We start from the raw sequence: 26,027 nt of genomic DNA, 5'->3' as shown, positions 1-26,027 counted from the left end.
CAAACAACCTCGAGCGCGGGGGAATTTATTGTGTCTTGTGCTTCGCGTTCCAATCCTTCAACGCCTGCAGCGTGTTCGCCACGTGCTGATCCGGCGACAGGCTCGTGTACTCGTAAATCACCTTGCCATCGGGCGCGATCACGTATGAAACGCGGTTCGCCATGGAATTTACGAGCGGCATGGACGCGTCGTATTGCTTGATGATCTTCGAGTCGGCATCGGCGGCGACGGGGAATTTGCTGCGGCACTCACTCACCGAAAACTTCTTCAGCGTGTCGATGTTGTCATGCGACACGCCGATCACGGTCGCGCCTTGCGCCTTGTACTCATCGACGGCGTCGGCGAATTCGTGCGCCTCGATGGTGCAGCCCTTCGTGAACGCGGCCGGATAGAAGTAGAGCACGACCGGCCCCTTCTTCAGGGCGCTCGCGAGCGAATAGTCGAAGACGTTCCCGCCCAGCGACGCCTGCGTCGTGAAACCGGGCGCCTGGTCGCCTGGTTTCAGAGTCGCGTAGGCAACCAGCGCATAGGCCGCAAGCGCGGCGCCCAGCGACAAACCCAGCAACTTACCCGCAAATTTACGCTTCATGAGACTCCCTTCGTTCCTGATTGGCTACTTTTGTCGGGGTAGTAAGCATGCACACAATAAAACCGTTCGGCGAGCCTACACTATTCCACCCGGTGGGCGCCGAACCACGTGGCGGCCTCGAACTGCAACTGGGCAAGCACGGCCGGCGTCAGCACCGCGAACGCGGCGTCCGAGCCAACGCTCGAATCCAGCTCCGGCGCGTCGCCCCGTTCGGCGGCCTGTGAAATACGCAACAACGCGCCAAGCGGCCCGCTGCCTTCGACGATCGCGTCGCAAATCTCTTTCGACAACTTCAGCAACTGCATGATCTCGACAGGCGGCAGATCCACGACCACATGGACGAGTGAAAAAATGCCGGTCATGAAGGCGGCATCGGCGAATCCTTCATTCGATGGCCGCAAGGCGCGCGCCGCCAGTTCCATGAACCGTGCGCGCGTGCCGACGAGTTGCACGAGCGGGTCCGAACGCCACGGCAAATGGCGGCCATCGGCGTAAAGCAGTAACTGGGTCCAGCGCGAGATCTGCCGCGTGCCGGTCGCCGCAATCGCCTCGCGCAACGATGAAACCGGCCGGCCCAGCTTGAACGCACTCGAATTGGCCAGACGCAGCAACTGCACGACCACGTTCGGATTGAGCTTCAGTTCGGCTTCGAGTTCCGCAATTCCCGGTTCGCCAGAAAGCACGCCCAGCAGGCGCAACAACGCGGTGCGCGATGGATTCGAGCGCCGCGTTACGAGTACTTGCGGACGCGCAAAGAAATAACCCTGGAAAAGGTCGAAGCCAAGTTTGCTGGCTTCGTCGAAGTCCTGGTGAGTTTCGATCTTTTCTGCGATCAGGGTCTTGCCATGACGCTTGAGCGTGGCCGCGAGCTCCGGAATATGCGCGCGATCAGCGGCGAGGAAGTCGATCTTGACGTAGTCCACGTAAGGCAGCGCTTCGTGCAGTGGTTCGGTCAGCGCGACGACGTCATCGAGGGCGAATTGAAAGCCCGCCGCGCGCAATTGCTCGCAGCGCTTGAAGAGCCGGGCGTCGAAGGTAACCGTTTCGAGAATCTCGAGCACGAAGCGATCGGGCGGCATGATGTGGACGATGTCATCGAACAGCAAGTCGCGATTCATGTTCACGAAGCCGCGATGGTCGCCGAGCACGGCCGACAAACCTATCTCGCCTACCGTTCGCGCCACGACATGGGCGGTGGCCTGGACATCGTCGAAAATCCGCGCGCGGTTGTCGGGGCTGTCGCGAAACAGCAGCTCGTAGGCGTGCAGTGCACCCTTGCGGTCGATGATCGGCTGGCGGCCCAGATAGACACTTTCCGGTTCCCGGATGGCCGACGGGTCAGCGGACGCATCGGCGGAACCGCCTGACGATGGGTTGGGATCAACCGGTGGCATTGATCGACCCGATGGCTTCAGCCGTTCGCACCTGCTTGGCCTCACGTTCCCGGCACGCTGGAAACCGGCGCAGCGCAATGCTGGCGTCGGCGGCGTCTGGACTCTGGTCCGGTTGTGACAATCGGCTTGGGGACACGGTCATGGCGTACGGCAAATGGAACGATAACAACTGGATAACGGTGGCGACCAATGACAAGCGGTGAATCGGACTCGAGCCTGCGGACCGTCGTTCGAAAGAATCTGCAGACTCTTCCCGCAGCGAATCCGGCCCGCCTGCTTACACCCCTGCTTACACCCCTTCACGCACTCTACCCCAAATCGGGATAGCGACAAATTGCGTGAAACCCGCCGGGCTGAAGGCTTGCAGACGCGCGGCCATTCTTCTAAAGAATTCGGCGGCATAACCGTTAACTTGCAAAGAACAGGTCCGACTCGCTGCTCCCGGAACTTCCGGGGGCTTGCGTCAGCATCGCCGGCACTCTCCAGCACTTCGATGCGGCGCGCGCGCCGGACAGCGCGCGTCGCGCTCCCTTAAGGCCAGACGCGCGTTCAGACAGGCCAAACCCATACAACATGCAAGTAAAACGGACACGCGCTCAGCGCCTCAATGCATGGCTCGCCTTCGCAGCCCAGACTCGCGTTACCGTGCGCCGGGCCGCCGCGACGCTGGTCGCCCGGGCGCAAGCCAATTGCAATCCCAGGCTCGCTACCATCGATGCACCGGCGGCCGGCGCGAAATCATATGCGCCGGTTCCGTCCAATGCGGCGCGGCTTGTCCAGGTTTCCTCCGCGCGCGGTGAACAAACCCATTCGGTTGTCGCAATCAATGCGCCCGGCGGGACTTCTCCAGGCGCCGCAGAAGCCACACTCGCCGCCGTCGACTTTATCGCGCAAGTGGATGCGTCGCTGCAGGTCCATTACGTGTCGGAGAGAAGTGTCGAGTTCCTCGGCTATCACCGCGACTACCTGAGCTCGCTGACGTTGCACGAGCTGGTGCCTTCGGATGAGATCGATGAACTCGATGAACTCGTCGTCCGCGCCCGGCAAAGCGGCAAGCAGGAAGCTGCGACGCTGCATCTGCTGAAGTCGCTGACAACGCCAATTCTGGTGGAGTTGCGAATCCTCTCGACGCCTGATGGCGGCTTCGCGGTCGCCGCGTTCGAAGTCTCGCACTGGCGCGAAACCGAAGCCGCGTTGCGGCACGCACTCAATCACGATCCGCTCACGGGCCTGGAAAACCTGACGGCCCTGCAGGCGGCACTCGATGCCGCCCAGGCCGAAGCCGTTGACATGGGAACGCACGCGGCGCTGCTGCGCGTGGACATCGATGACTTTCAGCGCATCAACCGCGCGCTCGGCTACGACGCCGGCGACGACATGCTGCGTGAGACCGCGCGCCGGCTGCAGCATGCGGCGCGCGCGGGCGAGCGCGTGGCACGCGTCTCGAGCGATGAATTCGCTGTCTTGATGACGGCGGGCACAGCGGACGAAGCGATCGCTTCGGCTGAAGACCTCGGCCGGCGCCTGCTGAGTGCGGTGGCGCAGCCGTATAAATATCGCGGGCAACATACGCATTTGTCAGCGAGCATTGGCGCCGCCATATACCCTGATGCCGTCGAACATACCGGCAGCAGCCTGTTGCGCATGGCCGATCACGCGCTCGCGCAGGCCAAGGGTTCGGGCGGAAATATCGTCGTGTTCCATGCGCCCGATAACGATCCGCGCAACGCCGAACGGCTGAACCTGGAAGCCGATCTGTATGAAGGCGTGCGCAACGGCGAATTTGCGCTGCATTTCCAGCCGATCACCGAAAGCCGTCATGGCGGCGTGGTCGGCGTCGAAGCGTTGATCCGCTGGCAGCATCCGGTGCATGGCCTGGTTCCCCCCGCGGCTTTTATCTCACTGGCGGAATCGATTGGCCTGATCAACTATCTCGGCAACTGGGTTTTGAAAGCGGCGTGCATGCAACTGGTGCAGTGGGACAAGGACGGAATCATGCTGGATTACGTCTCGGTGAACGTGTCGCCGCAGCAATTCCGCGACAAACGCTTTACGCAAAACGTGAAGGACGCGCTCGAACTGACGGGTCTGAATCCGCGCCGCCTGGTCTTCGAGATCACTGAAAGCCTGCTGATGCACGATCCCGAGGAAGCCACGCTGTTGCTTGAAACGCTGGCGGCGCTCGGCATCCACTTTGCCGTCGATGATTTCGGCACCGGTTATTCCAGCCTCTCGTACTTGCAGCGCTTCCCGCTTTCGAAGCTCAAGATAGACCGGAGTTTTATCGAAAACTTGCTGACATCGCGTAATAACCGGGCAATCGTCACCGCTGTGGTGGGCCTGGCCAAATCCCTCGGACTTGAACTTGTCGCGGAAGGCGTGGAGACGCAAGCCCAGCGTAATCTGCTAATCGAGATGGGCTGTGATCAAATACAGGGCTGGCTGATCAGCAAGGCGCTTCCGGCGACGGAGCTCAAGCGTTGCTTTGAGGATAAAACGCTCTTTCTCCAGGCGTCTTTATAAGATACCGTCACAAACTGTGATACGTCTCGCGTCTGCCTTAAAGCTTGTGTGCCGTTGCGCCGTTATAAGGCGTAGACACATGAGCTTGTGATAAGGGACCCGGGACTTGCACGCCGGACTTAGGCAAGTTTTTTTCCGCGCATTACACTTCGGCTGAGTCGAACGCGCGTTGCCGGCCTGAACGCCGCAACGCGCCTGACCCAAGCTGGCTCAGCCAACCGGACTGGAACCTGCAAGGCAACACACCAATCGCATGGCAAGCAATACCAAAGCCGAATTACTGGACAAACTGTGGGCACGCATGAGCGAGCGCGGGGATTTCCCCATGCTGTCGCAGGCCTTGCGCACCACGGTATCCGCCATGAGCGACGACGATCTGGACTTCACCGCCCTCGTCCAGGTCGTTCTGTCTGACTTCGGCCTCACGCAGAAGGTGTTGCGGCTCGCCAATTCCGCAATGTACATCTCGTTCGGCGGCAACATCACGACCGTCACGCGCGCGTTGATGGTGCTCGGCATGGACGCGGTCGGTCATCTGGTGGTCGGGCTGAAACTCGTCGATCATTTTCATCACAGCGCGCCGCGCCGTATCGATGCCAAGCTGGAGCTGAACCGCACGCTGCTGTCCGGCGCGGTCGCGCGGCAAGTGACCGAGCGCAGCGAATTCCGGGCATCGGAAGAAGCGGTGGTCTGTACGCTGATGCGGCAGATCGGCAAGCTGCTGGTCGCGTTTTATCTCGAGACCGAATGGGATCAGTTGCGCCGCAAAGCCGCCGCCGAGGACATCAGCGACAGCATTGCGTGCGGTGCGCTCCTGGGCGTGACGTTCGAAGAGATCGGCATCGAGGCCGCGGACCGCTGGCGTTTGCCGGAGACCATCCGCACGGGCATGCTGACGCGCGATCCGCTCGCGCCCGTCGATGAAAAAACGCCGCGCCATGTGCGCTGGCTGCAGGCGGTCACCAACTACTCCACCGAAGTCGCGGACGCGCTCACCGCACAACATGTCGATGAAGCCCATCGCGAGAGTTCGCTGATCGATATTGCCAACCGTTATAGCCGTGCGCTTTCAACCGACGCCGCCACGCTCGCCGAAATGAGCCTGGCGCTTGCAAACGAAGACTCCAACGACGGCGTGATGCGCGAGATCGTGGAATTGCGCGCGGACGCCGATGCGATCGCGCGCGCGGGGTTATCGGCGGAAGCACGCATTGCCGCGAGCCTCGACGACTTGCGCTCGCTGCCATCGAAGAACGCCTTGGCGCCGGTGCTCGCGCTTGCGTCCGAAGCCGTGCTCGCCGGGCTTTCGTTCTCGCGCACGGTCGTGTTCGTGCGCCAGGCCAACGAGGAATTCCAGGCGCGGCTTGGACTCGGTCCGGGCGTGGAATCATTGTTGCCATCGCTGACGTTTCCGGCCGCGTTCCAGCCGGACGTGTTTCATCTGGCCATCTCGAATCCGGTAGGGATTTTCATCGAGAATGCGCGTGATCCGCGTATCGATGCACGTCTGCCGCGCTGGTTCAAATCGTCGTTCGGCGACGCCCACGCGTTCGTCCTCTTGCCGGTGAAAGCGAATGGATCGACGGTGGCAATGCTCTACGGCGACTGGACCCAGGCGCAGCACGTGCGCAAGATCACATCGATGGAAATGTCCGCGCTAAACGACCTGATGCGGGAATTAAGCCGTTTTTTTAGTAACGCCGACTGGAAAGAAATGGAATTGATCTAGTCGGCGCGCTCAGGTCGAAGCAGCCAAGCGCGCCGCCAGTTCTCAGGATGAATTACTCGCGCCAGAGAATGGCCACCGCCTGATCTCCGTATTCCACGATGTACCCTCCATTCTCGCGCTGCCATTCACGGCTTTCGGCAGCGTTCGCGAACCACACTTTTTCGTAATCGCCGAAAGCGCCGGCATCGAAGCGGTATCTGTCGATGACAGCCGGCGCTTGTGTATCGATCACCGCTTTACAGGCATCCCAGCCGAAATGTCCGAGCTCGACCGCAAGCAAGTTCAGCACGTGCTTGAGCTGGATCTCCACGCGGGTTTCGTGCAATTGCGTAAGCGTTGTGTCGCGCATCACGCCGGCGGCGAGCAGACGCCGAAGTACGGGCATCGCGGTGCTTGTGCTTTCTGCGCGTGCGAGACGAAGCAGCCGGCGCGCGTGGCGTCGAAGGAATTCGGTATTGGTGAGGGTTGAATTGACTGCGCGGGGTGCGGATGTCGACCACATGACGTTTCTCCTTAATGCGCCGTTCTCGCTGCGGCTAAAGGTTCAACGTTGCGGTTTATCCAGATGAAGAGATAACGCGTGACAGGTGCTTTCACTTTCGCGAGACCGGGCGCCCTGCCGCGCCCGTCGCGAATTCTAGAACGAAGGCGTGCTTTGCGGCAAGCCCTCGTTCTTTCGAACACAGCGTTACATCACTTCAACTGAAACTTTCCAACGAGTTGTTTCAGCGCGTGCGCCTGGTCATCGAGCGATTGCGCAGCGGCCGCAGCTTGTTCGACGAGCGCCGCGTTTTGTTGCGTGCCGGCGTCCATCTGCGTGACGGCGTGATTGATCTCCTCGATACCGCTGCTCTGCTCCGCCGAAGCCGCCGATATCTCGCCCATGATGTCCGTCACGCGCTTCACTGCACGCACGACTTCGTCCATGGTTGCGCCGGCTTCGTGCGCAAACGTGGAACCGTCGGAGACGCGTGAAACCGATGTATGGATCAAGCCCTTGATCTCTTTCGCCGCCGCCGATGACCGTTGCGCAAGGCTGCGCACCTCGCCCGCAACAACCGCAAACCCGCGCCCCTCCTCGCCGGCCCGCGCCGCTTCCACGGCTGCATTGAGCGCGAGAATATTCGTCTGGAACGCAATCCCCTCGATCACGCCGATGATGTCGCCAATGCTCTTCGCGCTGGCATTGATCTGCTCCATGGTCGCGACCACGCGGCCGACGACTTCGCCGCCCTTCTCCGCGATCTCCGACGCGTTGTGCGCGAGCGCACTCGCCTGCTTCGCGTTCTCGGCGTTCTGGCGCACGGTCGATGTCAACTGCTCCATGCTCGACGCGGTCTTTTCGAGCGCGACCGCCTGCTGCTCCGTGCGCTGCGACAAGTCCACGTTGCCTTGCGAGATTTCGCCCGATGCCGATGCAATCGCTTCAGCGCTTGCCGCGATTTCGCCGACCGTCGTCGATAAACCCGACTGCATGCCGGAAAGCGCGTAAAGCATGCTGGTGTTATCGCGCTTGGCGATGGTGATGCGGTTCGACAGGTCGCCCGCAGCGATGCGGCTTGCGATCTGCATCGCGTAGACGGGTTCGCCGCCGAGTTGCCTGGCAAGCCGCCGCACGACCCATTCGGCGACAAAAAACGCCAGCACGATCAGCGCCAGCGTCAACACGGCGACCATCACGAACGACGCGTGATAGATGGACGAAGCGGTATCGATGGTCGCCTTCGCAGCCACCCCGCGCTGTTCGATCAGCACATTGACGAGCTTCTCCAGCTTGCCGGTCGCCACCAGCAACGACACGTCCTGCATGCCGACTTGCCAGTTCATCTGCGACAAATCGAGCGGCTGCTCTTTCATGAGCTTGACGAAAGCGCGCAAGTCGTTGCTCCACGCGCCCACGGCCTTGGCCAGTTGCTTCTGGCCGCCCGTTGGATCGGCGAAGCTTTGCAGCTGGGCTTGATCGCGGCCGATGTCCGCCAATGCATGGTCGATGTCCGCGCCGAGCTCATCGCGCTCCTTTGCCGTCGTCGCGGTCAGCAGCATCTTTTGCGAGCGGCTCGCGCGCAACATTGCGGCACGGAGTTCCTCGGCGGCACGGCTCGCCACGTACCCTTCGCGATAAATCGAATCCGTCGAGCCATTCAGACGGCTGATTTGCGTGAGCGCAATCACGCCGATAACCAGCGTTCCGATCAACAGCACCGCAAACGCGAGCCGCAGCGATGCTTTCACGGACAAAGAACGGCGGCTTGTTGCATTTACCTGAAGCCTCGAGCTTTTGTCGCCCGCACCGGCCTCGGGAATAAAACCAGCGCCGGGGTTGCCACGCAGCGAGAACAATTTCATCGATTGAATCCCAAGTTTTGATTGGCATCACGCGGGAGCCGCTTTTTGGGCGGCAAGCGCGAGTACATCAATGGTCAACGGCGGGAACCAGCAGTTCTTTAGGAATGTTTTCAGCGGCTATTGCAAAACCCCGTTTCATGACGAAAACGCATGGAAAACCCGTATGACCCGCCCCGCCAGTGTCTGGTTCGCGACAAAACTTGGCCGGACAATGCATAGAGGACACTTTAAAATTGCCAGCATGGGTTATCCGCCGGTGGTTAAGGCGAATAGCAAATGCAACGCGCGACTTCTCCAGCCCTTTCCCATGCAGACCAGCATCGATAAAAACGCACTTGGCGCCGCGCCTCCCTTGAGTTCGGCGAGTTCGCCGATCACGGCCGCTCCCCGCACCGTATTTCCAGTATTGGGCGCGATCAGTTTCGCGCATCTGCTCAACGACATGATCCAGTCGCTGATTCTCGCCATTTACCCGATGTTCAAAAGCGAGTTTTCCCTCTCGTTCGGGCAAATCGGCCTGATCACGCTGACGTATCAAATTACGGCGTCGTTATTGCAGCCGCTCGTCGGCCTTTACACCGACAAACATCCAAAACCGTATTCGTTACCTGTCGGCATGGGATTCACGCTGTGCGGCTTGTTATTGATGTCGATGGCAGGAAGCTTCTCGGTCTTGTTGATAGCAGCGGCACTGGTGGGTTGCGGATCTTCGATATTCCATCCGGAATCATCGCGCGTGGCACGCATGGCGTCCGGCGGGCGGCACGGCCTTGCGCAGTCGGTGTTTCAGGTCGGCGGCAACGCGGGGAGTTCGCTCGGACCTTTGCTGGCTGCCCTGGTCATCATGCCCCATGGACAACGCAGCATTGCGTGGTTTTCGGCGGCAGCGCTGCTCGCGATTTTTGTGTTGTTCAATATCGGACGGTGGTATCAGCGTCATCCTGCTGTGAAGAAAGCGCGTCATACCGCCGTGGTGTCGGCATTGCCCCGCAGCAAGGTGATCATTGCGATGACCGTCCTGATGGTGCTCACATTTTCGAAGTATTTTTATCTTGCGAGCATTACCAGCTACTTCACGTTTTATCTCATCAGCAAGTTTCATTTGTCGATCGAAACAGCGCAGGTTCACCTTTTCTGGTTTCTCGCGGCAGTCGCCGTCGGCACCATCGTAGGGGGTCCTGTTGGCGACAAGATCGGCCGCAAAGTCGTGATCTGGGTATCGATCCTGGGCGTGACGCCCTTCACGCTGATGTTGCCGTTCGCCAACCTGTTCTGGACCGGCGTGCTTTCCGTTGTGATCGGGCTGATCCTGGCGTCGGCGTTCTCGGCCATCCTGGTTTATGCGACCGAACTGGTTCCCGGCAAGGTCGGCATGGTCGCAGGCCTGTTCTTCGGCTTCGCGTTCGGCATGGGCGGTATTGGCGCGGCGGTCCTTGGCCATCTGGCTGACGCGACGAGCATCGACTATGTCTATAAGGTTTGTTCGTTCCTGCCGCTGATCGGAGTCCTGACCATCTTGCTGCCTAATACCCGGGAGAAAAAGGTATCGGCACCCGCGTGATGTTTCCGGTCGTGTGAGCAGGACAGGCACACGGCCGGCGAAAGCACGACTCCAAAACGAGTTTTCGTTTCGATGTTCCAGCGCCGCCCAAGGTTGTCACTTGACAACTTTGGGCGGCGCTTCTACTATGGAGCTAAGGATGACTCGTTCGAAGCATCAGAAGAAGGAAATTGAAGAAGCACTGCGGCATGCTGAATCGCACGGGTGGCGCGTTGAACCAGGCGCCAGCCACGCGTGGGGACGGATGTACTGTCCATTCAACGAGGCTACTTGCCGTTGTGGCGAGTTTTGTATCACCAGCATCTGGAGCACGCCCAAGAACGCGGTCAATCACGCGCGGGCGATCAGACGCGTAGTGGACAATTGCGCGTTCCAGCCAGAAAAGGTTTCCCAGCAATCAGCGGTCTTACTTGAATTTGCGCCATGGAATACACGTTCACACTGAAATATCGGCTATCGGAAAGCGACTGCGATCACGAGGAATTGATCGGGCGTCTTGGCGCCGCCGGATGCGACGACGCATTGATTGGCATCGGACAAGCGGGTCGCATCGCACTCGAATTTACGCGCGAAGCGGACAGCGCGGAAGCTGCGTTGATGAGCGCATTGAAGGACGTGAAATCAGCCGTTCCATCAGCCACGCTGGTGGAGGCATCGCCGGATTTTGTGGGCCTGACCGACGTCGCCGATACCATCGGCGTCACGCGCCAGAACATGCGCAAGCTGATGCTCGCGAATCCTTCGACTTTTCCTGCACCGGTTCACGAAGGCAGCGCGGTGGTCTGGCATCTGGCGGAAATTCTGGACTGGCTCAACGCCCGGGGAACGTATCAACTCGAGCGGGCCGTGCATGAAGTCGCGGCTACAACCATGCAAATCAACCTGGCGAAGGAAGCGGTGCATGGATCGCCGAAGACGCAATCGGCCTTGCAAAAGCTGGTTCGTTGAAGGAACAAAAGCGTTCCGGGCGGCGCACCCGGAACGTTTCATTATCGCGTCAAAGCCTCTTTCACCTGCACCAACGCCCCGGCGTCTTCGATCATCGGCAAGTCGCCGGGGTCGCGGCCTTCGGCCAGCGCTGCGATCGCGCGTCGAAGCAGCTTGCCCGAGCGCGTCTTGGGCAGCATCGCAAGAAAATGCACGCGGGCGGGACGGGCGATCGCCCCAAGCTGTGAATCGACACTGCGTGCAAGTTCCGCTTCCAGTGCTTCGCGTGCGCCCTCTTGGTCCAGCGCCTGCGCATCGCGCAAAACAACGAACGCCAGCGCGACCTGCCCTTTGACCGGATCGGCAACGCCTACAACCGCAACCTCCGCCACCGCCCGATGACTGCTGATTGCCTCTTCTATTTCGCGCGTCCCTAGCCTGTGCCCGGCGACGTTGATCACGTCATCGGTACGTCCGAGAATGGAAACGTAGCCGTCTTCGTCGGTGACGCCCCAGTCGAAGGTCGAATACAACTGATGGCCGGGAATGCTCTGCCAGTAAGTCTTGATGAACCGCGAATCGTCGCCCCAGACGGTTTGCATGCAGCCGGGCGGCAACGGGTAGTCGAGCGCGATCACGCCCTTCTCGCCTGCCGCACAAATGTCACCGGTTGCTTCGTTGCGCACGGTCAAGGCGAAGCCCATCGACGGCACCCCGGGAGATCCCAGTTTTGGCGGCAACGCTTCAATGCCGCGTGGAATGGCGATCATCGGCCAGCCGGTTTCGGTTTGCCAGTAGTTATCGACGACCGGCTTTTTCAGCGCGCCCTGGATCCATTGCGCGGTGGGTTCATCAAGCGGTTCGCCGGCTAAAAACAGCGTGCGCAAACTCGATAAATCCGCCTGCTCCATCAGCTTCGGGTCCTGCTTCTTCAGCACGCGCAGCGCGGTTGGTGCAGTGAACATCAGGTTGATCTTGTGCTGCTCGATGATGCGCCACCAGATCCCGCCATCCGGGCGAATGGGCGTGCCTTCGTACATGACTGTGGTCAGCCCGGCAATCAGCGGCGCGTAGATGATGTAGCTGTGCCCGACCACCCAGCCCACGTCCGACGCGGTCCACATGGTGTCGCCGGGTTTGCCCTGGAAGATGTGTTCCATCGACGCCGCCAGCGCCACCGCGTACCCGCCCACGTCGCGCTGTACGCCCTTCGGTTTGCCGGTCGTCCCGGACGTGTAAAGCACGTACGAAGGTTCGTTCGACTCGAGCCATACGCATGGAATCTGGGCATCGAAGAACTGTTCGCGCAGCGGTTCGTAATCGACCAGATACGGCGCCTGCAACCGTTCAGGCGCAAGTTGCCGGTCGATCAACAACACGTTCGCCACCTTGTGCTCCGCGCGTGCCAGCGCTTCATCCATGAGGGGCGTGTAATCGATCACCCTGCCCGCGCGCGCGCCGGCATCGGCGGTGACGATCAGGACGGGCGTGGCGTCATCGATGCGCGCCGCCAGGCTCGGCGCCGCGAAGCCGCCGAACACGACCGAATGCACCGCGCCGAGCCGCGCGCACGCCAGCATTGCGAACAGGGCTTCGGGGATCATCGGCAAATAGATCAGCACGCGTTCACCCTGCTTGACGCCGAGCGAGCGCATGACAGCGGCCATCCGGTTCACTTCGCCGTGCAGTTCGGCGTAGGTATAACGCCGCTCGATGCCCGTTTCCGTCGATACATACACGAGCGCGTTCTGTTGCGCGCGCGAGGCGAGATGACGGTCGACGGCGTTGTAGCAGAGGTTCGTCTTGCCGCCGACAAACCAGCGCGCAAACGGCGGATTGCTGCGATCGAGCACCTGATCGAACGGCGTTTCCCAATGGATGCGCCTGGCCTGTTCGCCCCAGAATGATTCGGGATCGTCGATCGAACGGCGGTGAGCTTCACGATAAGTCGGCATTCGAACCTCTGTCGGGTAGCGGAATCGCCGCGCCCGGATCATCGGGCGTGGCGAATTGCTCCTGAGCATAGTTCAGCCGGTAAGGCCGTGCTAGAGAGGGACGGCCCTGATTTGATCCCGCGTCACGGCATCTGGAGACGGGGTTTATCGATGGAAGGCGGTTTCGAGAGGTCCGGACCCGAGTGCTTGAGCAGCACGGGCGCAAGTTCGTTCGCCACGCGCATGCCCGACACCACGACCATGCGCAACCCGCTGCCCTCGCACATGCCGCGCACGGTTTCGCGTGTCGATGCCCGTGCCTCGATGCGTGGCTCGATCACGATCAGGCCACGGCAATACATCGCCAGGGCGGCCCGGTTCGATCGCAGCCAGGCGGAGCGCAGGCGAAGATCGTCGGCGGGTTCGTCCGTGCAATACTCCGCGACGATCACGAACGGCGCCTTCAGCGCGAGCAGGCGCTGCATTTCGGCGCCCCATGCGAAGGCGTAACCGGGCTGCACCGAGCGGCGGCGCAAGCGCACGAGCGGAAAACGGCTGGCGTCGTGCATGCGCTGGTTGGGGACATCGGACGGATTGATCGTTTGCGGTGCGGACGTCGCTGATGTTGCAGTTTGAGATTGGATGGCGATCACAGCGGTCTCGTACTCCAGAAATTCATCACTAAAGCCAGGTTCGCGACCATTGGGCGGCGCAAAAAGCGGGGCCGCCGGGCTTGCTTGGCGCTGTGCGTCGCGGGTTTTGATGCGGCTTTTGAAGCGTCGCCGAGCCAGGCGTGGCGAGTTGTCTCGATCACACGCGCCGCGTTGACGGATATAACCTGCGTTGCCCGGCCGAGATCGGGCGACGAAACGTGCATCAAACCGGGCAATTCGGGCGTCGTTTGGGTCAAAGTGGACCTCCTGTCGTCCGATGCATTGTAATTGAGAATCATTCTCACTTACAAGCGGGAATTTTGGGGCAGGACCGTTCGGAAACGATTGGAGGCGTTGTTGCGGGGAAACTGAAAAGCCGAACGCGCTGCAGAGAGCAGCGCTATAGCGTTGAAGAAGAGAAAAGACGGGGTTTAAGCGCGCGCGGCCAGGAACCGTCGCAAGATGCCCGAAGAATACGCGCCGCCCAGCGCGTGCAGGAAATCGAGGAATGATTCGGGCGCGTCGGCGTCGGCGGTATCGGACACGGTTCGTACCACCGCGCACGGCACGTCGTACTCGTAGCAGACCTGGGCGAGCGCGGCGCCTTCCATCTCGACGGCGAGCGCATCGGGCAACGCGACGCGAAGCGCGTTCACCTCGGCGTGACTCGATACAAACCGGTCCCCGCTCACAATCAGCCCGCGATGCAAACGCGGCGGATGCACACCGAACCGCGCTTCGAGCGTCGCGTGTTCATCGGCGAGAAAGGCGATGCAGGCCTTTGCCAGCGCATCGCTCAATTCCGCATTTGCGGCAAAACGCGCCATGCCGAGCAACGGCACCTCGAAGCGCGGAAACAACGGCGATGCATCCAGATCGTGCTGCAGCAGCGTATCGCCGATCACGATATCGCCCACCCGCACGTCTTCCCGAACGCCGCCCGCGACGCCCGTGAACACGATTGCCTCGACGCCAAACACATGGATCAGCGCGCTCGCCGTAGCCGCCGCAGCCACCTTGCCAACGCGCGCCAGCGTCACTACGCAAGGCACGCCATGCGCCGTCCCGACGTGATATTCGCGCCGCCCGATGACCTCGGTGCGAACATTCCCGGCAAGACGCATTGCATCGATAAGATCGCCCAGTTCCTGCGGCAACGCGGCCATGATGCCGAGCAAACCCGCGCCGCTTGTTGCCTTCGTCATTCGACCGCCTGCAATTTCGCCACCGCCAACGCGAGCCATTTCTCGCCATGACGCTTGAAGCGGACCTGCGCCTTCGCGTCGGTTCCCGCGCCTTCCAGCGCGATCACCGTGCCTTCGCCGAACTTGTTGTGGAAGACCGGCTGGCCGATCTTGAACCCGGTGTCCGCCGCGCGCTGGTTGTTGGCGAACGCGGGCAACGGTTTGCCCGCATCGGGGTCCGTGTACGCGGCGCGTTCCCCGCGTTCCTGCCCCGGACGCGCAAACCAGTCGCGGCCCCAGCCGGCGTTGTCCGCCCGGCCGCCCCAACGCGCGCCCGCTTCCACTTTCGGCGTGAGCCATTTGAGCGACTCTTCCGGGAGTTCATCGAAGAAACGGGAGCGGATGTTGTAGCGCGTCTGGCCATGCAACATCCGGCTCTGTGCAAACGATAAGTACAACCGCTCCTTCGCCCGCGTGATCGCCACGTATGCCAGGCGCCGTTCCTCTTCGAGCCCGTCGCTTTCCTGCGCGCTGTTTTCGTGCGGAAACAAGCCCTCTTCCAGCCCGGTGATGAACACCGCCATGAACTCGAGACCCTTCGCCGCGTGCACTGTCATCAGTTGCACGGCGTCCTGGCCGGCTTGCGCCTGGTTGTCGCCGGCCTCGAGCGATGCATGCGACAGGAATCCCGCCAGCGGCGTCATGGTGTCGGGGTTTTGCGCGGGATCGGCGGGGCTTTCGGGATCGAGCACATCGACGGCCGGATCATCCGTGGCCACGCCAATTTCCGGCGCGTTCGTAGCGCCTGGACGCAGCGGGATGGAACGCGCGGGGGTATCGAGCCCGTAGCCCTCCTCCTGCACGAACGCCGCCGCCGCGTTCACCACTTCCTGCAAGTTCTCAAGCCGGTCCTGACCTTCGCGTTCGTTCTCGTAATGCGTCGCGAGACCGCTCGCGCGAACCACGTACTCCACTGTTTCCGGCAAGCTCATGTGCTGCGTTTCCGCGCGTATCTTGCCGATCAACTGCGCAAAATTCGCGAGGCTCGAACCCGCCTTGCCGGCCACATAGGGCACGGCCGCGGCCATGGAGCAGTTGTAGAGACGCGCGGCATCGGCGAGTTGTTCGATCGACCTGGCGCCAATACCACGCGTCGGGAAATTCACGACGCGGGAGAACGCGGTGTCGTCGTTGGGGTTGTCGATCAGGCGTAGATACGCGAGCGCGTGTTTCACTTCCTGGCGCTCGAAGAACCGCAAGCCGCCATACACGCGATACGCAATGCCCGCATTCACGAGCGTATGTTCGATGGTCCGCGACTGCGCGTTGCTTCTATACAGGATCGCAATCTCGCCACGTGCGGCGCCCGCATGAATCAGCGCCTTGATCTCCTCGACAATCCACCCGGCTTCCTGCGTATCGGTCGCGGCTTCGTACACGCGCACTGGTTCGCCGTGACCGGCATCGGTACGCAGGTTCTTGCCCAGCCGCCGCGAATTTTTCGCTATCAGGAAGTTGGCGGTATCGAGAATATGACCATGCGAGCGATAGTTCTGCTCCAGCTTGATCATGTTTCGCACGTGGAATTCGCGCTCGAAGTCATGCATGTTGCCGACGTTCGCGCCACGGAACGCGTAGATGGACTGATCGTCGTCGCCCACCGCGAAGATGGCGTTGTGCTCGCCCGCCAGGATCTTGAGCCACGCGTATTGCAGCTTGTTCGTGTCCTGGAACTCATCGACCAGGATGTTGCGAAAGCGCGCCTGGTAATGCGCGCGCAGCGGCGGATTGTGCGCAAGCAGCTCGTAGCAGCGCAGCAAAAGCTCGGGAAAGTCCACCACGCCTTCGCGCTGGCATTGCTGCTCGTACGCCGCGTACAACTCGACGAACTTCATATTGAAGGCGTCGGTGGCGTCCACGTCTTTTGGTCGCAGCCCTTGTTCCTTCGCGTTGTTGATGAAGTACTGGAGGTTTTTCGCCGGATACTTTTCGTCGTCGATATTCAGGCCCTTCATCAGCCGCTTGATGGCCGAGAGCTGGTCCGCCGTATCGAGGATCTGGAACGCCTGGGGCAGGCCGGCATCGCGGAAATGCGCGCGCAGCATGCGGTTGCACAGGCCGTGAAAGGTGCCGATCCACATGCCGCGCGTATCGATGGGCATCATGGCCGTCAGCCGCGCCATCATTTCCTTGGCGGCCTTGTTCGTGAACGTGACGGCAAGAATGGTTTGCGGCGACGCATAAACCTGCTGGATCAGCCACGCTATGCGCGTGATCAGGACGCGCGTTTTCCCGCTGCCCGCGCCCGCCAGGATGAGCGCCGGCTCGTTTGGCAGCGTGACGGCGGCAAGTTGTTCGGGGTTCAGATTGGCAAGCAGATCGGGCATGGGCGAGTCTTCCGGTGGGTCGAACATTATAAGACCGCGCGACCGGACACGTTTTCGAAACGATCAGCGCTCAAGCCGCCCTGGAGCGCCTAAATCGGCTGCCGGTCCGGTAAGACCTTATAATTCACCGATGTCGCTGTTCGACCCCCGCTTCTTTTTTACGCATTTTTCGGCAGATCCCACCCCATGAGTGACAACACGCTTGCGAAGAGTTTCGAGCCCCAAAACATCGAGTCCCACTGGGGACCGGAATGGGAAAAGCGCGGTTACGCCGCGCCCACTCTCGACGAAGGGAAGAAAGACTTCTCGATCCAGCTCCCGCCGCCGAACGTCACCGGCACGCTGCACATGGGTCACGCATTCAACCAGACCATCATGGACAGCCTCACGCGGTATCACCGCATGCTTGGCGAGAACACCATGTGGCTGCCGGGCACGGACCACGCGGGCATCGCGACGCAAATCGTCGTCGAGCGTCAACTGGACGCCAAAGGCATCTCGCGCCACGATCTCGGCCGCGAGGAATTTCTGAAACGCGTCTGGGAATGGAAACAGCAATCAGGCTCGACCATCACGGGACAGGTTCGCCGGCTGGGCGCGTCCATCGACTGGTCGCGCGAATATTTCACGATGGACGACAAGATGTCGGCCGCCGTGCAGGATGTGTTCGTCACGCTCTACAAGCAGGGCCTGATTTATCGCGGGAAGCGGCTGGTGAACTGGGATCCGGTGCTGGGCACGGCTGTGTCCGACCTGGAAGTGGTCAGCGAGGAAGAAGCCGGCAATTTGTGGCATATCAACTACCCGCTTCCGGACGGCTCGGGCCACGTGACCGTAGCCACCACGCGCCCGGAAACCATGCTGGGCGACACCGCCGTGATGGTCCATCCGGAAGACGAGCGTTATGCGCATCTGATCGGCAAGACGGTGATGCTGCCGTTGTCGGATCGCGAGATTCCGGTGATTGCGGACGATTACGTGGATCGCGAGTTCGGAACCGGCGTGGTGAAGGTCACGCCTGCGCATGATTTCAACGACTATCAGGTCGGCCTGCGCCACAAGCTGCCGATGATCGAGATCCTCACTCTCGACGCCAGGATCAATGACAACGCGCCGGAAAAATACCGTGGACTGGATCGTTTCGATGCCCGCAAGCAGGTCGTAGCCGACCTGGAAGCGCTCGGCCTGCTGGAATCCGTCAAGCCGCACACGCTGATGGTGCCGCGCGGCGACCGCACGAGCGTGGTGATCGAGCCCATGTTGACGGACCAGTGGTTCGTGGCCATGAGCAAACCGGCACCGGAAGGCACGTTCCATCCGGGCAAATCGATTGCGAAAACGGCGCTCGACGTCGTGCGCAGCGGCGAGATCAAGTTCGTGCCTGAAAACTGGTCGAACACCTATTACCAGTGGCTCGAAAATATCCAGGACTGGTGTATTTCCCGCCAACTCTGGTGGGGCCATCAAATCCCCGCGTGGTACGGTGAGAACGGCGAGATCTTCGTCGCGAAAACAGAAGCCGAAGCACGCGCGGAAGCGACCGGGAAAGGCTATACCGGCACGCTGAAACGCGACGACGACGTGCTCGACACATGGTTTTCGTCCGCGCTGGTGCCGTTTTCGTCGCTGGGTTGGCCGGAGCAAACGCCGGAACTGAAGCACTTCCTGCCTTCTTCGGTGCTTGTGACCGGTTTCGACATCATCTTTTTCTGGGTCGCCCGGATGGTGATGATGACCACGCATTTCACCGGTCAGGTTCCTTTCGGCACGGTCTACGTCCATGGCCTCGTGCGCGACGCCGAAGGCCAGAAGATGTCGAAGAGCAAGGGCAACACGCTCGATCCGATCGATATAGTCGACGGGATCGATCTGGAAACGCTCGTCGCCAAGCGCATTACGGGCCTGATGAACCCGAAGCAGGCCGAGAAGATCGAGAAAAAAACCCGCAAGGAATTCCCGGACGGAATCCAGCCTTATGGCACGGACGCTTTGCGCTTCACAATGGCGTCAATGGCCACGCTCGGTCGCAACGTGAATTTTGATCTGGCAAGGTGCGAGGGATATCGTAATTTTTGCAATAAGCTGTGGAACGCTACACGGTTTGTGCTCATGAACACCGAAGGCCACGACTGTGGTTTCGGCAAACCGGAAGAATGCAAAGCCGGTGGTTGCGGCCCGGGCGGCTACCTGCATTTCTCGCAGGCGGACTTCTGGATCGTGTCGCTGCTGCAGCGCGTGGAAGCGGACGTGGCGAAGGGTTTCGCGGATTACCGGTTCGACAACGTGGCAAGCACGATCTACAAATTCGTCTGGGACGAGTACTGCGACTGGTACCTGGAACTGGCGAAAGTGCAGATCCAGAATGGCCTGCCCGAGCAGCAGCGCGCGACGCGCCGCACTCTGCTCCGCGTACTGGAAACCGTGCTGCGCCTGGCTCACCCAATCATTCCGTTTATCACGGAAGCCTTGTGGCAGAAGGTTGCGCCGCTGACGGACCTGTATCCGCAGCTCGCAAATGGCGGCGAAACAACGTCGATCATGATTCAGCGCTACCCTCAGGCGCAGCCGTCGAAAATCGACGAATCGTCAGAACAGTGGGCAGCCGAACTGAAGGGTGTCATCGATGCATGTCGTAATCTGCGCGGCGAGATGAATTTGTCGCCGGCAGTGAAAGTGCCGCTGCTGGCAACGGGCGACGAAGCGCAGCTGAAATCGTTCGCGCCTTATGTCCAGGCGCTGGCGCGTTTGTCGGAAGTGAAGATCATCGCCGACGAAACCGCGCTCGACGCAGAGGCAAGTGGCGCGCCAGTTGCTATCGTAGGATCGAACAAGTTGGTGCTGAAGGTCGAAATCGATGTTGCTGCAGAACGCGAACGCCTCACGAAGGAAGTGGATCGCTTGACGCAGGAAATCGGCCGTGCGCGCGTAAAGCTGGAAAATGAAAGTTTTGTAGCTCGCGCACCGGCCGCCGTGGTTGAACAGGAACGCAAGCGGCTCGCGGAATTCGAATCGGCGGCCGACAAGCTGAAAGCACAGCTTTCACGTTTGCCGGCTTGAGAATTCCCAGCGAGCCGACCTGAACGCCAAGGCACGACCGGAAACTAACCCATGTCTTGTTCCGTCTATAGCAAAGTGCAGTTTTGACGCTGGAAAGAATTAATCTCGTCGCACTTTTTTATTAACGCATCAACCTGCATCATGGCAGTGGCTTGCCGCCCACGAATTTCAGGCTTGACGTTTAAACACGATAAGAGGATCAGGGTCATCAAATGCTAAAAGTTACGAAAGCGGTTTTCCCGGTTGCGGGTCTCGGTACCCGGTTCCTCCCCGCGACCAAGGCCAGCCCGAAGGAAATGCTGCCCGTTGTCGACAAACCGCTGATTCAGTACGCGGTTGAAGAGGCCATGGCGGCCGGCATAACGGAAATGATCTTCGTGACCGGGCGCAGCAAGCGCGCTATCGAAGATCACTTCGACAAGTCGTATGAGATCGAAGCCGAACTGGAAGCGCGCGGCAAGCAGAAGCTGCTCGACCTCGTTCGCAGCATCAAGCCGAGCCACGTGGACTGTTTCTACGTGCGCCAGGCGGAAGCGCTCGGTCTGGGCCACGCGGTGTTGTGTGCGGAAAAGCTGGTTGGCGACAACCCGTTCGCCGTCATCCTCGCCGATGACTTGTTGTACGGCACGCCGCCAGTGATGACGCAGATGATCGAAGTGTTCGATCACTATCACAGCTCGGTGATCGGCGTGGAAGAAATCCCGGCTCAGGATTCGAAGTCGTACGGTGTTATCGACGGGAAAGAGTGGGAAGACAATATTTTCAAGTTGTCGGGCATCGTGGAAAAGCCGGAACCGGCTGTCGCTCCGTCGAATCTCGGTGTGGTCGGCCGTTATGTGCTGAAGCCGCGCGTTTTCGACCATATCCGCGCATTGAAGCCGGGTGCCGGCGGCGAACTGCAGTTGACGGACGCAATCCAATCCCTTCTCGCCGATGAACAAGTGCTCGCGTACAAGTACCACGGCACGCGTTTCGACTGCGGCAGCAAGCTCGGTTATCTGAAGGCGACGGTGGAATTTGCGCTGCGTCACCCGGAAGTTGCGGCTGACTTCCAGGAATATCTGGATACGCGCTCGCCGCATCTGGTTGGATGAAGCTGGCTTCGGGCGCCTTTGCGGCGCCCCAGAAAAAATGCCCATGATTTTTATCATGGGCATTTTTTTATCCAGCCACGCCGTTTAACGCCGCCGCATCAGAAAAGTGAAAACCTTGTCGTGCGACGACGATTCCACCAGTTCATTACCGGTCTGCTTCGAAAACGCGGCAAAGTCGCGCTGGGAACCAGGATCGGTCGCGAGGACCTTCAGTATCTGACCGCTTTGCATGTCGGACAGCGCCTTCTTCGCCCGCAAGATGGGCAGCGGACACATGAGCCCGCGCGCGTCGACTTCCTTGTGCACTTCCATCGGATGAGCCTTGTTCGAACTTGCTTTTGTAAGAGTTCGATTTTACCCCACTGCCTAAAAATTCACCGCTTCGCCCTTGGCAAGGGATTCCCTCATTGCAATGCCAATGCGTGTCGCTTCGCGCGCATCTTCAAGCGTGAGACCCGTTGCCGGACCGCCGTTGAGCGCGGCCACAAACGCTTCTGCCTCGTTCAGGAACGCGTGTTCGAAGCGCTCGAAGAAGGTTGGCGTGCATTCGTTGCGGATGCCGGTGGCATCGAAAATTTCCACGCGATTTGCCCGCGGATTGTTTCCCACCGATAACGCCCCGCCCGTTCCCACGACTTCCGTCTGGGTATCGTGGCCGTGCGCACTTGTCCGCGACGCATGGAAAACCGCCATCTGGCCGCCTCCGAACTCGCAGATGGCAACGCCGTTATCGATGTCGCCGCATTCGGCCAGGCCTTCGTGGATCGCGATCGTGCCGCTTGCAAACACGCGCGTGACCTTCGGATTGCCGAGCATCCAGCGTGCGAGGTCGATGTCGTGCACGCTGCAATCTAGGAACAAACCGCCCGATGTCGGCGCAAACCGCACGAAGAAGCCGTCGGGATCGTTTTTATCGACGGTTTGCGAGCGAACCATGAACGGCCGGCCGATCGCGCCTTCGCGAATCTTGTTGAAGGCGTCGCGATAACTGGCATCGAAACGACGCACGAAACCAATCATCACCTGAAGGTCGGGAAACCGCGCGCTTTCTTCGATAACCCGATCGCACTGCGCAAGATCCAGCGACAACGGCTTCTCGCAGAACACGTGCTTGCCGGCCCGCAACGCCGCGATGATCTGGTCGGCGTGCAAGGACGTAGGCGTGACGAGCCAGACGGCATCGAGCGATGGGTCCTGCAGCAACGACGCGTAGTCGTCGTGAAGCGTGAGTTCGGGCAGGTTTTCCGCCGCCCATTCACGTTCGGCCGCAACCGGGCTGCACGCGGCGGCGAGCGTCGCGCCGGGCACGTGCCACGCGAGATTGCGCGCGTGGCGCTGGCCGAGCCGTCCCAATCCGACTATGCCGATCCGCACCGTGGCTTTCATGCCGCGCCCAGCTTGATGATCGTACCTTCGCGCCATGAACGCGTGGCGGCATCGGCGAGTTCCAGCGCTTTCAGTCCGTCGGCGACCGTCGTGCGGACCGGTTTGCCTTCCTGGACGGCATCGAAGAAATGGGCGATTTCCAGCGCGTACGCCGCGCGGTATCGCTCGAGGAAAAACGCCTCGGGAACATCGTTCGATACCGCCGTCTTCGAGTACGCGGTGACTTCCGTCGGCCGGACGTTGCCTGCCTGCAGCATGCCTTTGCTGCCGAGCAATTCGAAGCGCTGGTCGTAACCGTACGCCGCGCGCCGTGTTGTGTTGATCTGGCACAGGCGGCCGCGTTTGGTGCGGATCGTGACGGCCGTCGAATCGATATCGCCAGCATCCGCAATCGCCGGGTCGCTCAGGCAGCTTCCGGTGGCGTGCAGCGTGTCGGCTTCGTCGTCGAGCATCCAGCGGAAGATGTCGAAGTCGTGGATCAGCATGTCCTTGAAAATGCCGCCCGAATGCTTGATGTACTCAACCGGCGGCGCGCCCGGGTCGCGGCTCGTGACAACCAGCATTTCCGGATCGCCGATTTCACCCGCCTCCACGCGCGCCTTCAGCGCGGAGAACGTCGGATCGAAGCGGCGCTGGAAGCCGATCATGCAGACCACGCCGGCTTTCGCAACGGCATCGGCGCAAGCGCGTGCGCGCTCGAGCGTCAGGTCCACGGGCTTTTCGCAGAACACATGTTTCTTCTGCGCCGCCGATTTCATGATCAGGTCGGCATGGGTATCGGTGCTTGAACACACAACGGTCGCGCCGATGGACGCATCGCCGAGCGCGCCTTCCACGTCCGCCACTTGCGCGCCGTGCAGTGCTGCCAAAGCAGCGGCGGCTTCCTTGTTGACATCGACTACATACTTCAGGCGCACGCCCGGCTGTTTCGCCAGATTCGCCGCATGGATCTTGCCGATCCGCCCTGCTCCAAAAACTGCTACATCAATCGTCATAGCCGCCTGTCTCCCTTGATTCTTCTACGTTCAATTCAAGCCGGTACGCAAGCGCGATAAACAGCGCCTGGCACAGGCAGATCGTGCTCGTGAGCGAGCGGAACGCAAACGCGCTGCCCTCCTTCACGAACAAATGCGCGCTCGCGTGACGCGCGAGCGGCGAAAGCTGGCCGTCGGTAATGACTAAAGTCTTGGCGCCGTGATGCTGCGCCGCGCGCACGCAGTATTGCGTCTCCTTGCCGTACGGCGCGAAGCTGATCGCGATCACCACATCGCCTTTTTTCACGCTGCGAATCTGCTCGCGATACATGCCGCCAAAGCCCGAGACAAGATGCACGCGCTTGGCCGTATGCTGCAGCGCATAGACGATATAACTCGCCACCGGAAACGATCTCCGCACCCCGATCACGTAGATGTTTTCGGCTTGCTGCAACATCTTCACGGCGGCTTCGAATTGTTCGTCGTCGAGACCTGCTTCGAGTTCGGCGAGCCCGCTTTGACTCGCCGCAATAAATTCGCGCGCGACCGACCCGCCCGACAACTTGCCGGGTTTTTCATCGATCAGTTTTCTGATTCGCTGCTGGTAGCTTTGCGCCGAGCCGTTCTGGCCCGTGTACGCCTGCTTGAAAATCGCCTGGAGGTCAGAGAAGCCGGAAAAACCGAAGCGCTGCGCGAAGCGCACGACCGCAGACGGATGCACGCCGCACGCAGCCGCAATGTCTCCGGTGCGATCCATCATCACGTTGCTGCGATGCTGCTCTATATATGTGGCCACGCTTTTCAACTGGCGCGGAAGCGCATCGTAAGCTTCGGTGATGCGTTGCATCAGCTCGTCGACGGTCTGCGTCTGCGTTGTTGCTTCCTGAATGTCTTGCGTGTCTTCCTTCATGCCGCGCTCTTCGTATTTCCCATATTCGATGCAACCGATTATAGATACCTCGCACAACAAATGGAATGAATTTTCCAAACATCGGGTAGTTAAACTTCCTATTGCATAGCGATGTGACTTGTCCTAATCTTGGTCGTGAGCGAGGGGACGTGAACGCTGACCACCACGCCTGTTGCTCATCCAGAAAAACAACCGAGATAGGTGGAGACAATGAGACTTTGCAATGGCCGAGCCGCCCTGCGCGCGCTCGCGGCGGCTGCCGCCTTGTGCGGCGCAGCGGCACTGAGCAGCCAGGCGGCCCACGCGGCTCCAGACGCCCATTTCGTTTTGATCAGCCACGCGCCGGATTCAGACTCGTGGTGGAACACGATCAAGAACGCCATCAAACAAGCCGACGAGGACTTCAACGTCGAGACGGATTACCGCAACCCGCCCAACGGCGATCTCGCCGACATGTCGCGCTTGATCGAACAGGCGGCGGCACGTAATTACGATGGTGTGATCGTGACCATCGCGGATTTCGACGTACTCAAGAGTTCGATGAACAAGGTGACGGCCAAGAAGATTCCGCTCGTCACGATCAACTCGGGCACCGAAGAGCAAAGCGCGCAGCTCGGCGCGATCATGCATATCGGCCAGCCGGAATATGTCGCGGGGAAAGCGGCCGGCGAGAAGGCAAAGGCCGCGGGCATCAAGTCGTTCCTGTGCGTCAACCATCTGGCGACCAACGTGGTCTCGTTCGATCGTTGCCGTGGTTTCGCCGATGCCATCGGCGTCGATTACAAACCGTCGACGCTCGACTCAGGGCAAGACCCAACCGAGATCCAGTCGAAAGTCAGCGCGTATTTGCGCAACCATCCGAACACGCAGGCCATCCTGACGCTCGGGCCGACGCCCGCATCGGCCACGTTGAAAGCCGTGCAGCAGATGGGCCTGGAAAAGAAGATCTGGTTTGCAACCTTCGACTTTTCCGATGACATCGCCAAAGCCATTCAAGCCGGCACGATCCAGTTCGCAATCGATCAGCAGCCGTACTTGCAGGGCTATATCCCGGTCGCCGTGCTGGCGATTGTGAAGAAGGACAAGACCACCGATCCGGTGAAGATCCGCCAGATCCTCGAAGCCAATCCGAAGTTCAAGGCGCGCCTCGCGACGTATGGCCTCGAGCCTTCATACGGCCCGAAGAACATTCGTTCGGGTCCGGGCTTCATCACGAAGGACAACATCGACAAGGTCTTGAAGTTCGCAGGCCAATATCGGTAATTAAATGCAGACGGCTGTCAGGTCTTCCTTGACCTGACGCGACCGTCCGCAGCACCCGCTTTCTCTCAACGCGCCGCCGCCCGGGTCCGCTCAGGCGGCCGGCCGCGCGCTTCAAG

At 60.5% G+C, this 26,027-nt stretch carries 20 protein-coding genes; 8 read left to right on the top strand and 12 right to left on the bottom strand.

What is annotated here, in order from left to right; all coding sequences use genetic code 11:
- Positions 1 to 25: 25 nt before the first annotated feature.
- Both HB633_RS15625 and HB633_RS15620 read right to left on the bottom strand, forming a co-directional pair.
- On the bottom strand, positions 26 to 589 hold the full coding sequence (locus HB633_RS15625) for a peroxiredoxin (protein ID WP_056354083.1): 564 nt from the start codon (positions 587 to 589) through the stop codon (positions 26 to 28).
- Between the two features lie 80 nt (positions 590 to 669).
- Positions 670 to 1,983 carry an EAL domain-containing protein gene (locus tag HB633_RS15620; protein ID WP_213778967.1) on the bottom strand — a complete coding sequence of 438 codons (1,314 nt, stop codon included), beginning with the start codon at positions 1,981 to 1,983 and terminating at the stop codon, positions 670 to 672.
- A gap of 573 nt (positions 1,984 to 2,556) precedes the next feature.
- Here HB633_RS15620 and HB633_RS15615 point away from each other — a divergent pair.
- Entirely contained in the window at positions 2,557 to 4,506 is a 1,950-nt protein-coding gene (locus HB633_RS15615) for an EAL domain-containing protein (protein WP_213778966.1), read from the top strand.
- 253 nt (positions 4,507 to 4,759) lie between these two features.
- Entirely contained in the window at positions 4,760 to 6,235 is a 1,476-nt protein-coding gene (locus HB633_RS15610) for an HDOD domain-containing protein (protein WP_213778964.1), read from the top strand.
- 52 nt (positions 6,236 to 6,287) lie between these two features.
- Here HB633_RS15610 and HB633_RS15605 read toward each other — a convergent pair whose 3' ends face one another.
- Positions 6,288 to 6,737: a hypothetical protein gene (locus HB633_RS15605; RefSeq protein ID WP_213778962.1), complete on the bottom strand. Its 450-nt coding sequence runs from the start codon at positions 6,735 to 6,737 to the stop codon at positions 6,288 to 6,290.
- 191 nt (positions 6,738 to 6,928) lie between these two features.
- Positions 6,929 to 8,581 (bottom strand): methyl-accepting chemotaxis protein, encoded by a 1,653-nt coding sequence (locus HB633_RS15600; RefSeq protein WP_213778961.1) that lies wholly within the window; start codon positions 8,579 to 8,581, stop codon positions 6,929 to 6,931.
- A gap of 307 nt (positions 8,582 to 8,888) precedes the next feature.
- On the opposite strand from HB633_RS15600, the gene HB633_RS15595 reads away from it, so the two are divergent.
- The 3 genes from HB633_RS15595 to HB633_RS15590 all read left to right on the top strand — a co-directional run bounded on the left by HB633_RS15595 (position 8,889) and on the right by HB633_RS15590 (position 11,090).
- Complete coding sequence (locus HB633_RS15595) at positions 8,889 to 10,142, top strand: MFS transporter (protein WP_213778959.1); 1,254 nt, start codon at positions 8,889 to 8,891, stop codon at positions 10,140 to 10,142.
- Between the two features lie 139 nt (positions 10,143 to 10,281).
- Positions 10,282 to 10,587, top strand: coding sequence for a hypothetical protein (locus HB633_RS30880; RefSeq protein WP_255580941.1), 306 nt, complete (start codon positions 10,282 to 10,284; stop codon positions 10,585 to 10,587).
- Positions 10,566 to 11,090, top strand: coding sequence for a DNA-binding protein (locus tag HB633_RS15590; RefSeq protein WP_213778957.1), 525 nt, complete (start codon positions 10,566 to 10,568; stop codon positions 11,088 to 11,090). The genes HB633_RS30880 and HB633_RS15590 overlap by 22 nt, the downstream gene beginning before the upstream one ends.
- A gap of 41 nt (positions 11,091 to 11,131) precedes the next feature.
- On the opposite strand, the gene HB633_RS15585 is transcribed toward HB633_RS15590, so the two are convergent.
- The 4 genes from HB633_RS15585 to HB633_RS15570 all read right to left on the bottom strand — a co-directional run bounded on the left by HB633_RS15585 (position 11,132) and on the right by HB633_RS15570 (position 17,227).
- A complete protein-coding gene (locus HB633_RS15585; RefSeq protein ID WP_213779099.1) occupies positions 11,132 to 13,066 on the bottom strand; it encodes a propionate--CoA ligase in 1,935 nt (644 codons plus the stop codon).
- An 80-nt stretch (positions 13,067 to 13,146) separates the two neighbouring features.
- On the bottom strand, positions 13,147 to 13,656 hold the full coding sequence (locus tag HB633_RS15580; protein WP_346730319.1) for a hypothetical protein: 510 nt from the start codon (positions 13,654 to 13,656) through the stop codon (positions 13,147 to 13,149).
- 431 nt (positions 13,657 to 14,087) lie between these two features.
- Positions 14,088 to 14,861: a 5'-methylthioadenosine/adenosylhomocysteine nucleosidase gene (locus tag HB633_RS15575; protein ID WP_255580940.1), complete on the bottom strand. Its 774-nt coding sequence runs from the start codon at positions 14,859 to 14,861 to the stop codon at positions 14,088 to 14,090.
- Positions 14,858 to 17,227 (bottom strand): UvrD-helicase domain-containing protein, encoded by a 2,370-nt coding sequence (locus HB633_RS15570; protein ID WP_213778953.1) that lies wholly within the window; start codon positions 17,225 to 17,227, stop codon positions 14,858 to 14,860. The genes HB633_RS15575 and HB633_RS15570 overlap by 4 nt, the downstream gene beginning before the upstream one ends.
- 186 nt (positions 17,228 to 17,413) lie before the next feature.
- On the opposite strand from HB633_RS15570, the gene HB633_RS15565 reads away from it, so the two are divergent.
- Both HB633_RS15565 and galU read left to right on the top strand, forming a co-directional pair.
- Positions 17,414 to 20,284 carry a valine--tRNA ligase gene (locus tag HB633_RS15565; RefSeq protein WP_213778951.1) on the top strand — a complete coding sequence of 957 codons (2,871 nt, stop codon included), beginning with the start codon at positions 17,414 to 17,416 and terminating at the stop codon, positions 20,282 to 20,284.
- 212 nt (positions 20,285 to 20,496) lie between these two features.
- A complete protein-coding gene (gene galU, locus HB633_RS15560) occupies positions 20,497 to 21,378 on the top strand; it encodes a UTP--glucose-1-phosphate uridylyltransferase GalU (RefSeq protein ID WP_056354112.1) in 882 nt (293 codons plus the stop codon).
- A gap of 84 nt (positions 21,379 to 21,462) precedes the next feature.
- On the opposite strand, the gene HB633_RS15555 is transcribed toward galU, so the two are convergent.
- Genes HB633_RS15555 through HB633_RS15540 form a run of 4 tightly spaced genes read right to left on the bottom strand, consistent with a single transcriptional unit; the run spans position 21,463 to position 24,648 of the window.
- Positions 21,463 to 21,690 carry a sulfurtransferase TusA family protein gene (locus tag HB633_RS15555; protein ID WP_213778950.1) on the bottom strand — a complete coding sequence of 76 codons (228 nt, stop codon included), beginning with the start codon at positions 21,688 to 21,690 and terminating at the stop codon, positions 21,463 to 21,465.
- A gap of 54 nt (positions 21,691 to 21,744) precedes the next feature.
- Entirely contained in the window at positions 21,745 to 22,764 is a 1,020-nt protein-coding gene (locus HB633_RS15550) for a Gfo/Idh/MocA family oxidoreductase (RefSeq protein ID WP_213778949.1), read from the bottom strand.
- Positions 22,761 to 23,759, bottom strand: coding sequence for an inositol 2-dehydrogenase (gene iolG, locus HB633_RS15545; RefSeq protein ID WP_213778948.1), 999 nt, complete (start codon positions 23,757 to 23,759; stop codon positions 22,761 to 22,763). The genes HB633_RS15550 and iolG overlap by 4 nt, the downstream gene beginning before the upstream one ends.
- Positions 23,749 to 24,648 (bottom strand): MurR/RpiR family transcriptional regulator, encoded by a 900-nt coding sequence (locus HB633_RS15540; protein ID WP_213778947.1) that lies wholly within the window; start codon positions 24,646 to 24,648, stop codon positions 23,749 to 23,751. Before HB633_RS15540 ends, iolG begins: the two co-directional genes overlap by 11 nt.
- 210 nt (positions 24,649 to 24,858) lie before the next feature.
- Here HB633_RS15540 and HB633_RS15535 point away from each other — a divergent pair, with 210 nt between their 5' ends.
- A complete protein-coding gene (locus tag HB633_RS15535; protein WP_056354125.1) occupies positions 24,859 to 25,911 on the top strand; it encodes a sugar ABC transporter substrate-binding protein in 1,053 nt (350 codons plus the stop codon).
- The last annotated feature ends 116 nt before the right edge of the window (positions 25,912 to 26,027 follow it).

Source organism: Caballeronia sp. dw_276, assembly GCF_018449635.1.
Classification (GTDB): Bacteria; Pseudomonadota; Gammaproteobacteria; order Burkholderiales; family Burkholderiaceae; genus Caballeronia.
Note: the sequence above shows the minus strand (reverse complement) of the source record. Positions and strands in the feature narration are given on the sequence as shown.

Bases quoted from the DNA above. Each gene is read 5' to 3' on its own strand.
- HB633_RS15625 (WP_056354083.1), bottom strand. From the start codon at position 589: ATGAAGCGTAAATTTGCGGGTAAGTTGCTGGGTTTGTCGCTGGGCGCC.
- HB633_RS15620 (WP_213778967.1), bottom strand. From the start codon at position 1,983: ATGCCACCGGTTGATCCCAACCCATCGTCAGGCGGTTCCGCCGATGCG.
- HB633_RS15615 (WP_213778966.1), top strand. From the start codon at position 2,557: ATGCAAGTAAAACGGACACGCGCTCAGCGCCTCAATGCATGGCTCGCC.
- HB633_RS15610 (WP_213778964.1), top strand. From the start codon at position 4,760: ATGGCAAGCAATACCAAAGCCGAATTACTGGACAAACTGTGGGCACGC.
- HB633_RS15605 (WP_213778962.1), bottom strand. From the start codon at position 6,737: ATGTGGTCGACATCCGCACCCCGCGCAGTCAATTCAACCCTCACCAAT.
- HB633_RS15600 (WP_213778961.1), bottom strand. From the start codon at position 8,581: ATGAAATTGTTCTCGCTGCGTGGCAACCCCGGCGCTGGTTTTATTCCC.
- HB633_RS15595 (WP_213778959.1), top strand. From the start codon at position 8,889: ATGCAGACCAGCATCGATAAAAACGCACTTGGCGCCGCGCCTCCCTTG.
- HB633_RS30880 (WP_255580941.1), top strand. From the start codon at position 10,282: ATGACTCGTTCGAAGCATCAGAAGAAGGAAATTGAAGAAGCACTGCGG.
- HB633_RS15590 (WP_213778957.1), top strand. From the start codon at position 10,566: ATGGAATACACGTTCACACTGAAATATCGGCTATCGGAAAGCGACTGC.
- HB633_RS15585 (WP_213779099.1), bottom strand. From the start codon at position 13,066: ATGATCCGGGCGCGGCGATTCCGCTACCCGACAGAGGTTCGAATGCCG.
- HB633_RS15575 (WP_255580940.1), bottom strand. From the start codon at position 14,861: ATGACGAAGGCAACAAGCGGCGCGGGTTTGCTCGGCATCATGGCCGCG.
- HB633_RS15570 (WP_213778953.1), bottom strand. From the start codon at position 17,227: ATGCCCGATCTGCTTGCCAATCTGAACCCCGAACAACTTGCCGCCGTC.
- HB633_RS15565 (WP_213778951.1), top strand. From the start codon at position 17,414: ATGAGTGACAACACGCTTGCGAAGAGTTTCGAGCCCCAAAACATCGAG.
- galU (WP_056354112.1), top strand. From the start codon at position 20,497: ATGCTAAAAGTTACGAAAGCGGTTTTCCCGGTTGCGGGTCTCGGTACC.
- HB633_RS15555 (WP_213778950.1), bottom strand. From the start codon at position 21,690: ATGGAAGTGCACAAGGAAGTCGACGCGCGCGGGCTCATGTGTCCGCTG.
- HB633_RS15550 (WP_213778949.1), bottom strand. From the start codon at position 22,764: ATGAAAGCCACGGTGCGGATCGGCATAGTCGGATTGGGACGGCTCGGC.
- iolG (WP_213778948.1), bottom strand. From the start codon at position 23,759: ATGACGATTGATGTAGCAGTTTTTGGAGCAGGGCGGATCGGCAAGATC.
- HB633_RS15540 (WP_213778947.1), bottom strand. From the start codon at position 24,648: ATGAAGGAAGACACGCAAGACATTCAGGAAGCAACAACGCAGACGCAG.
- HB633_RS15535 (WP_056354125.1), top strand. From the start codon at position 24,859: ATGAGACTTTGCAATGGCCGAGCCGCCCTGCGCGCGCTCGCGGCGGCT.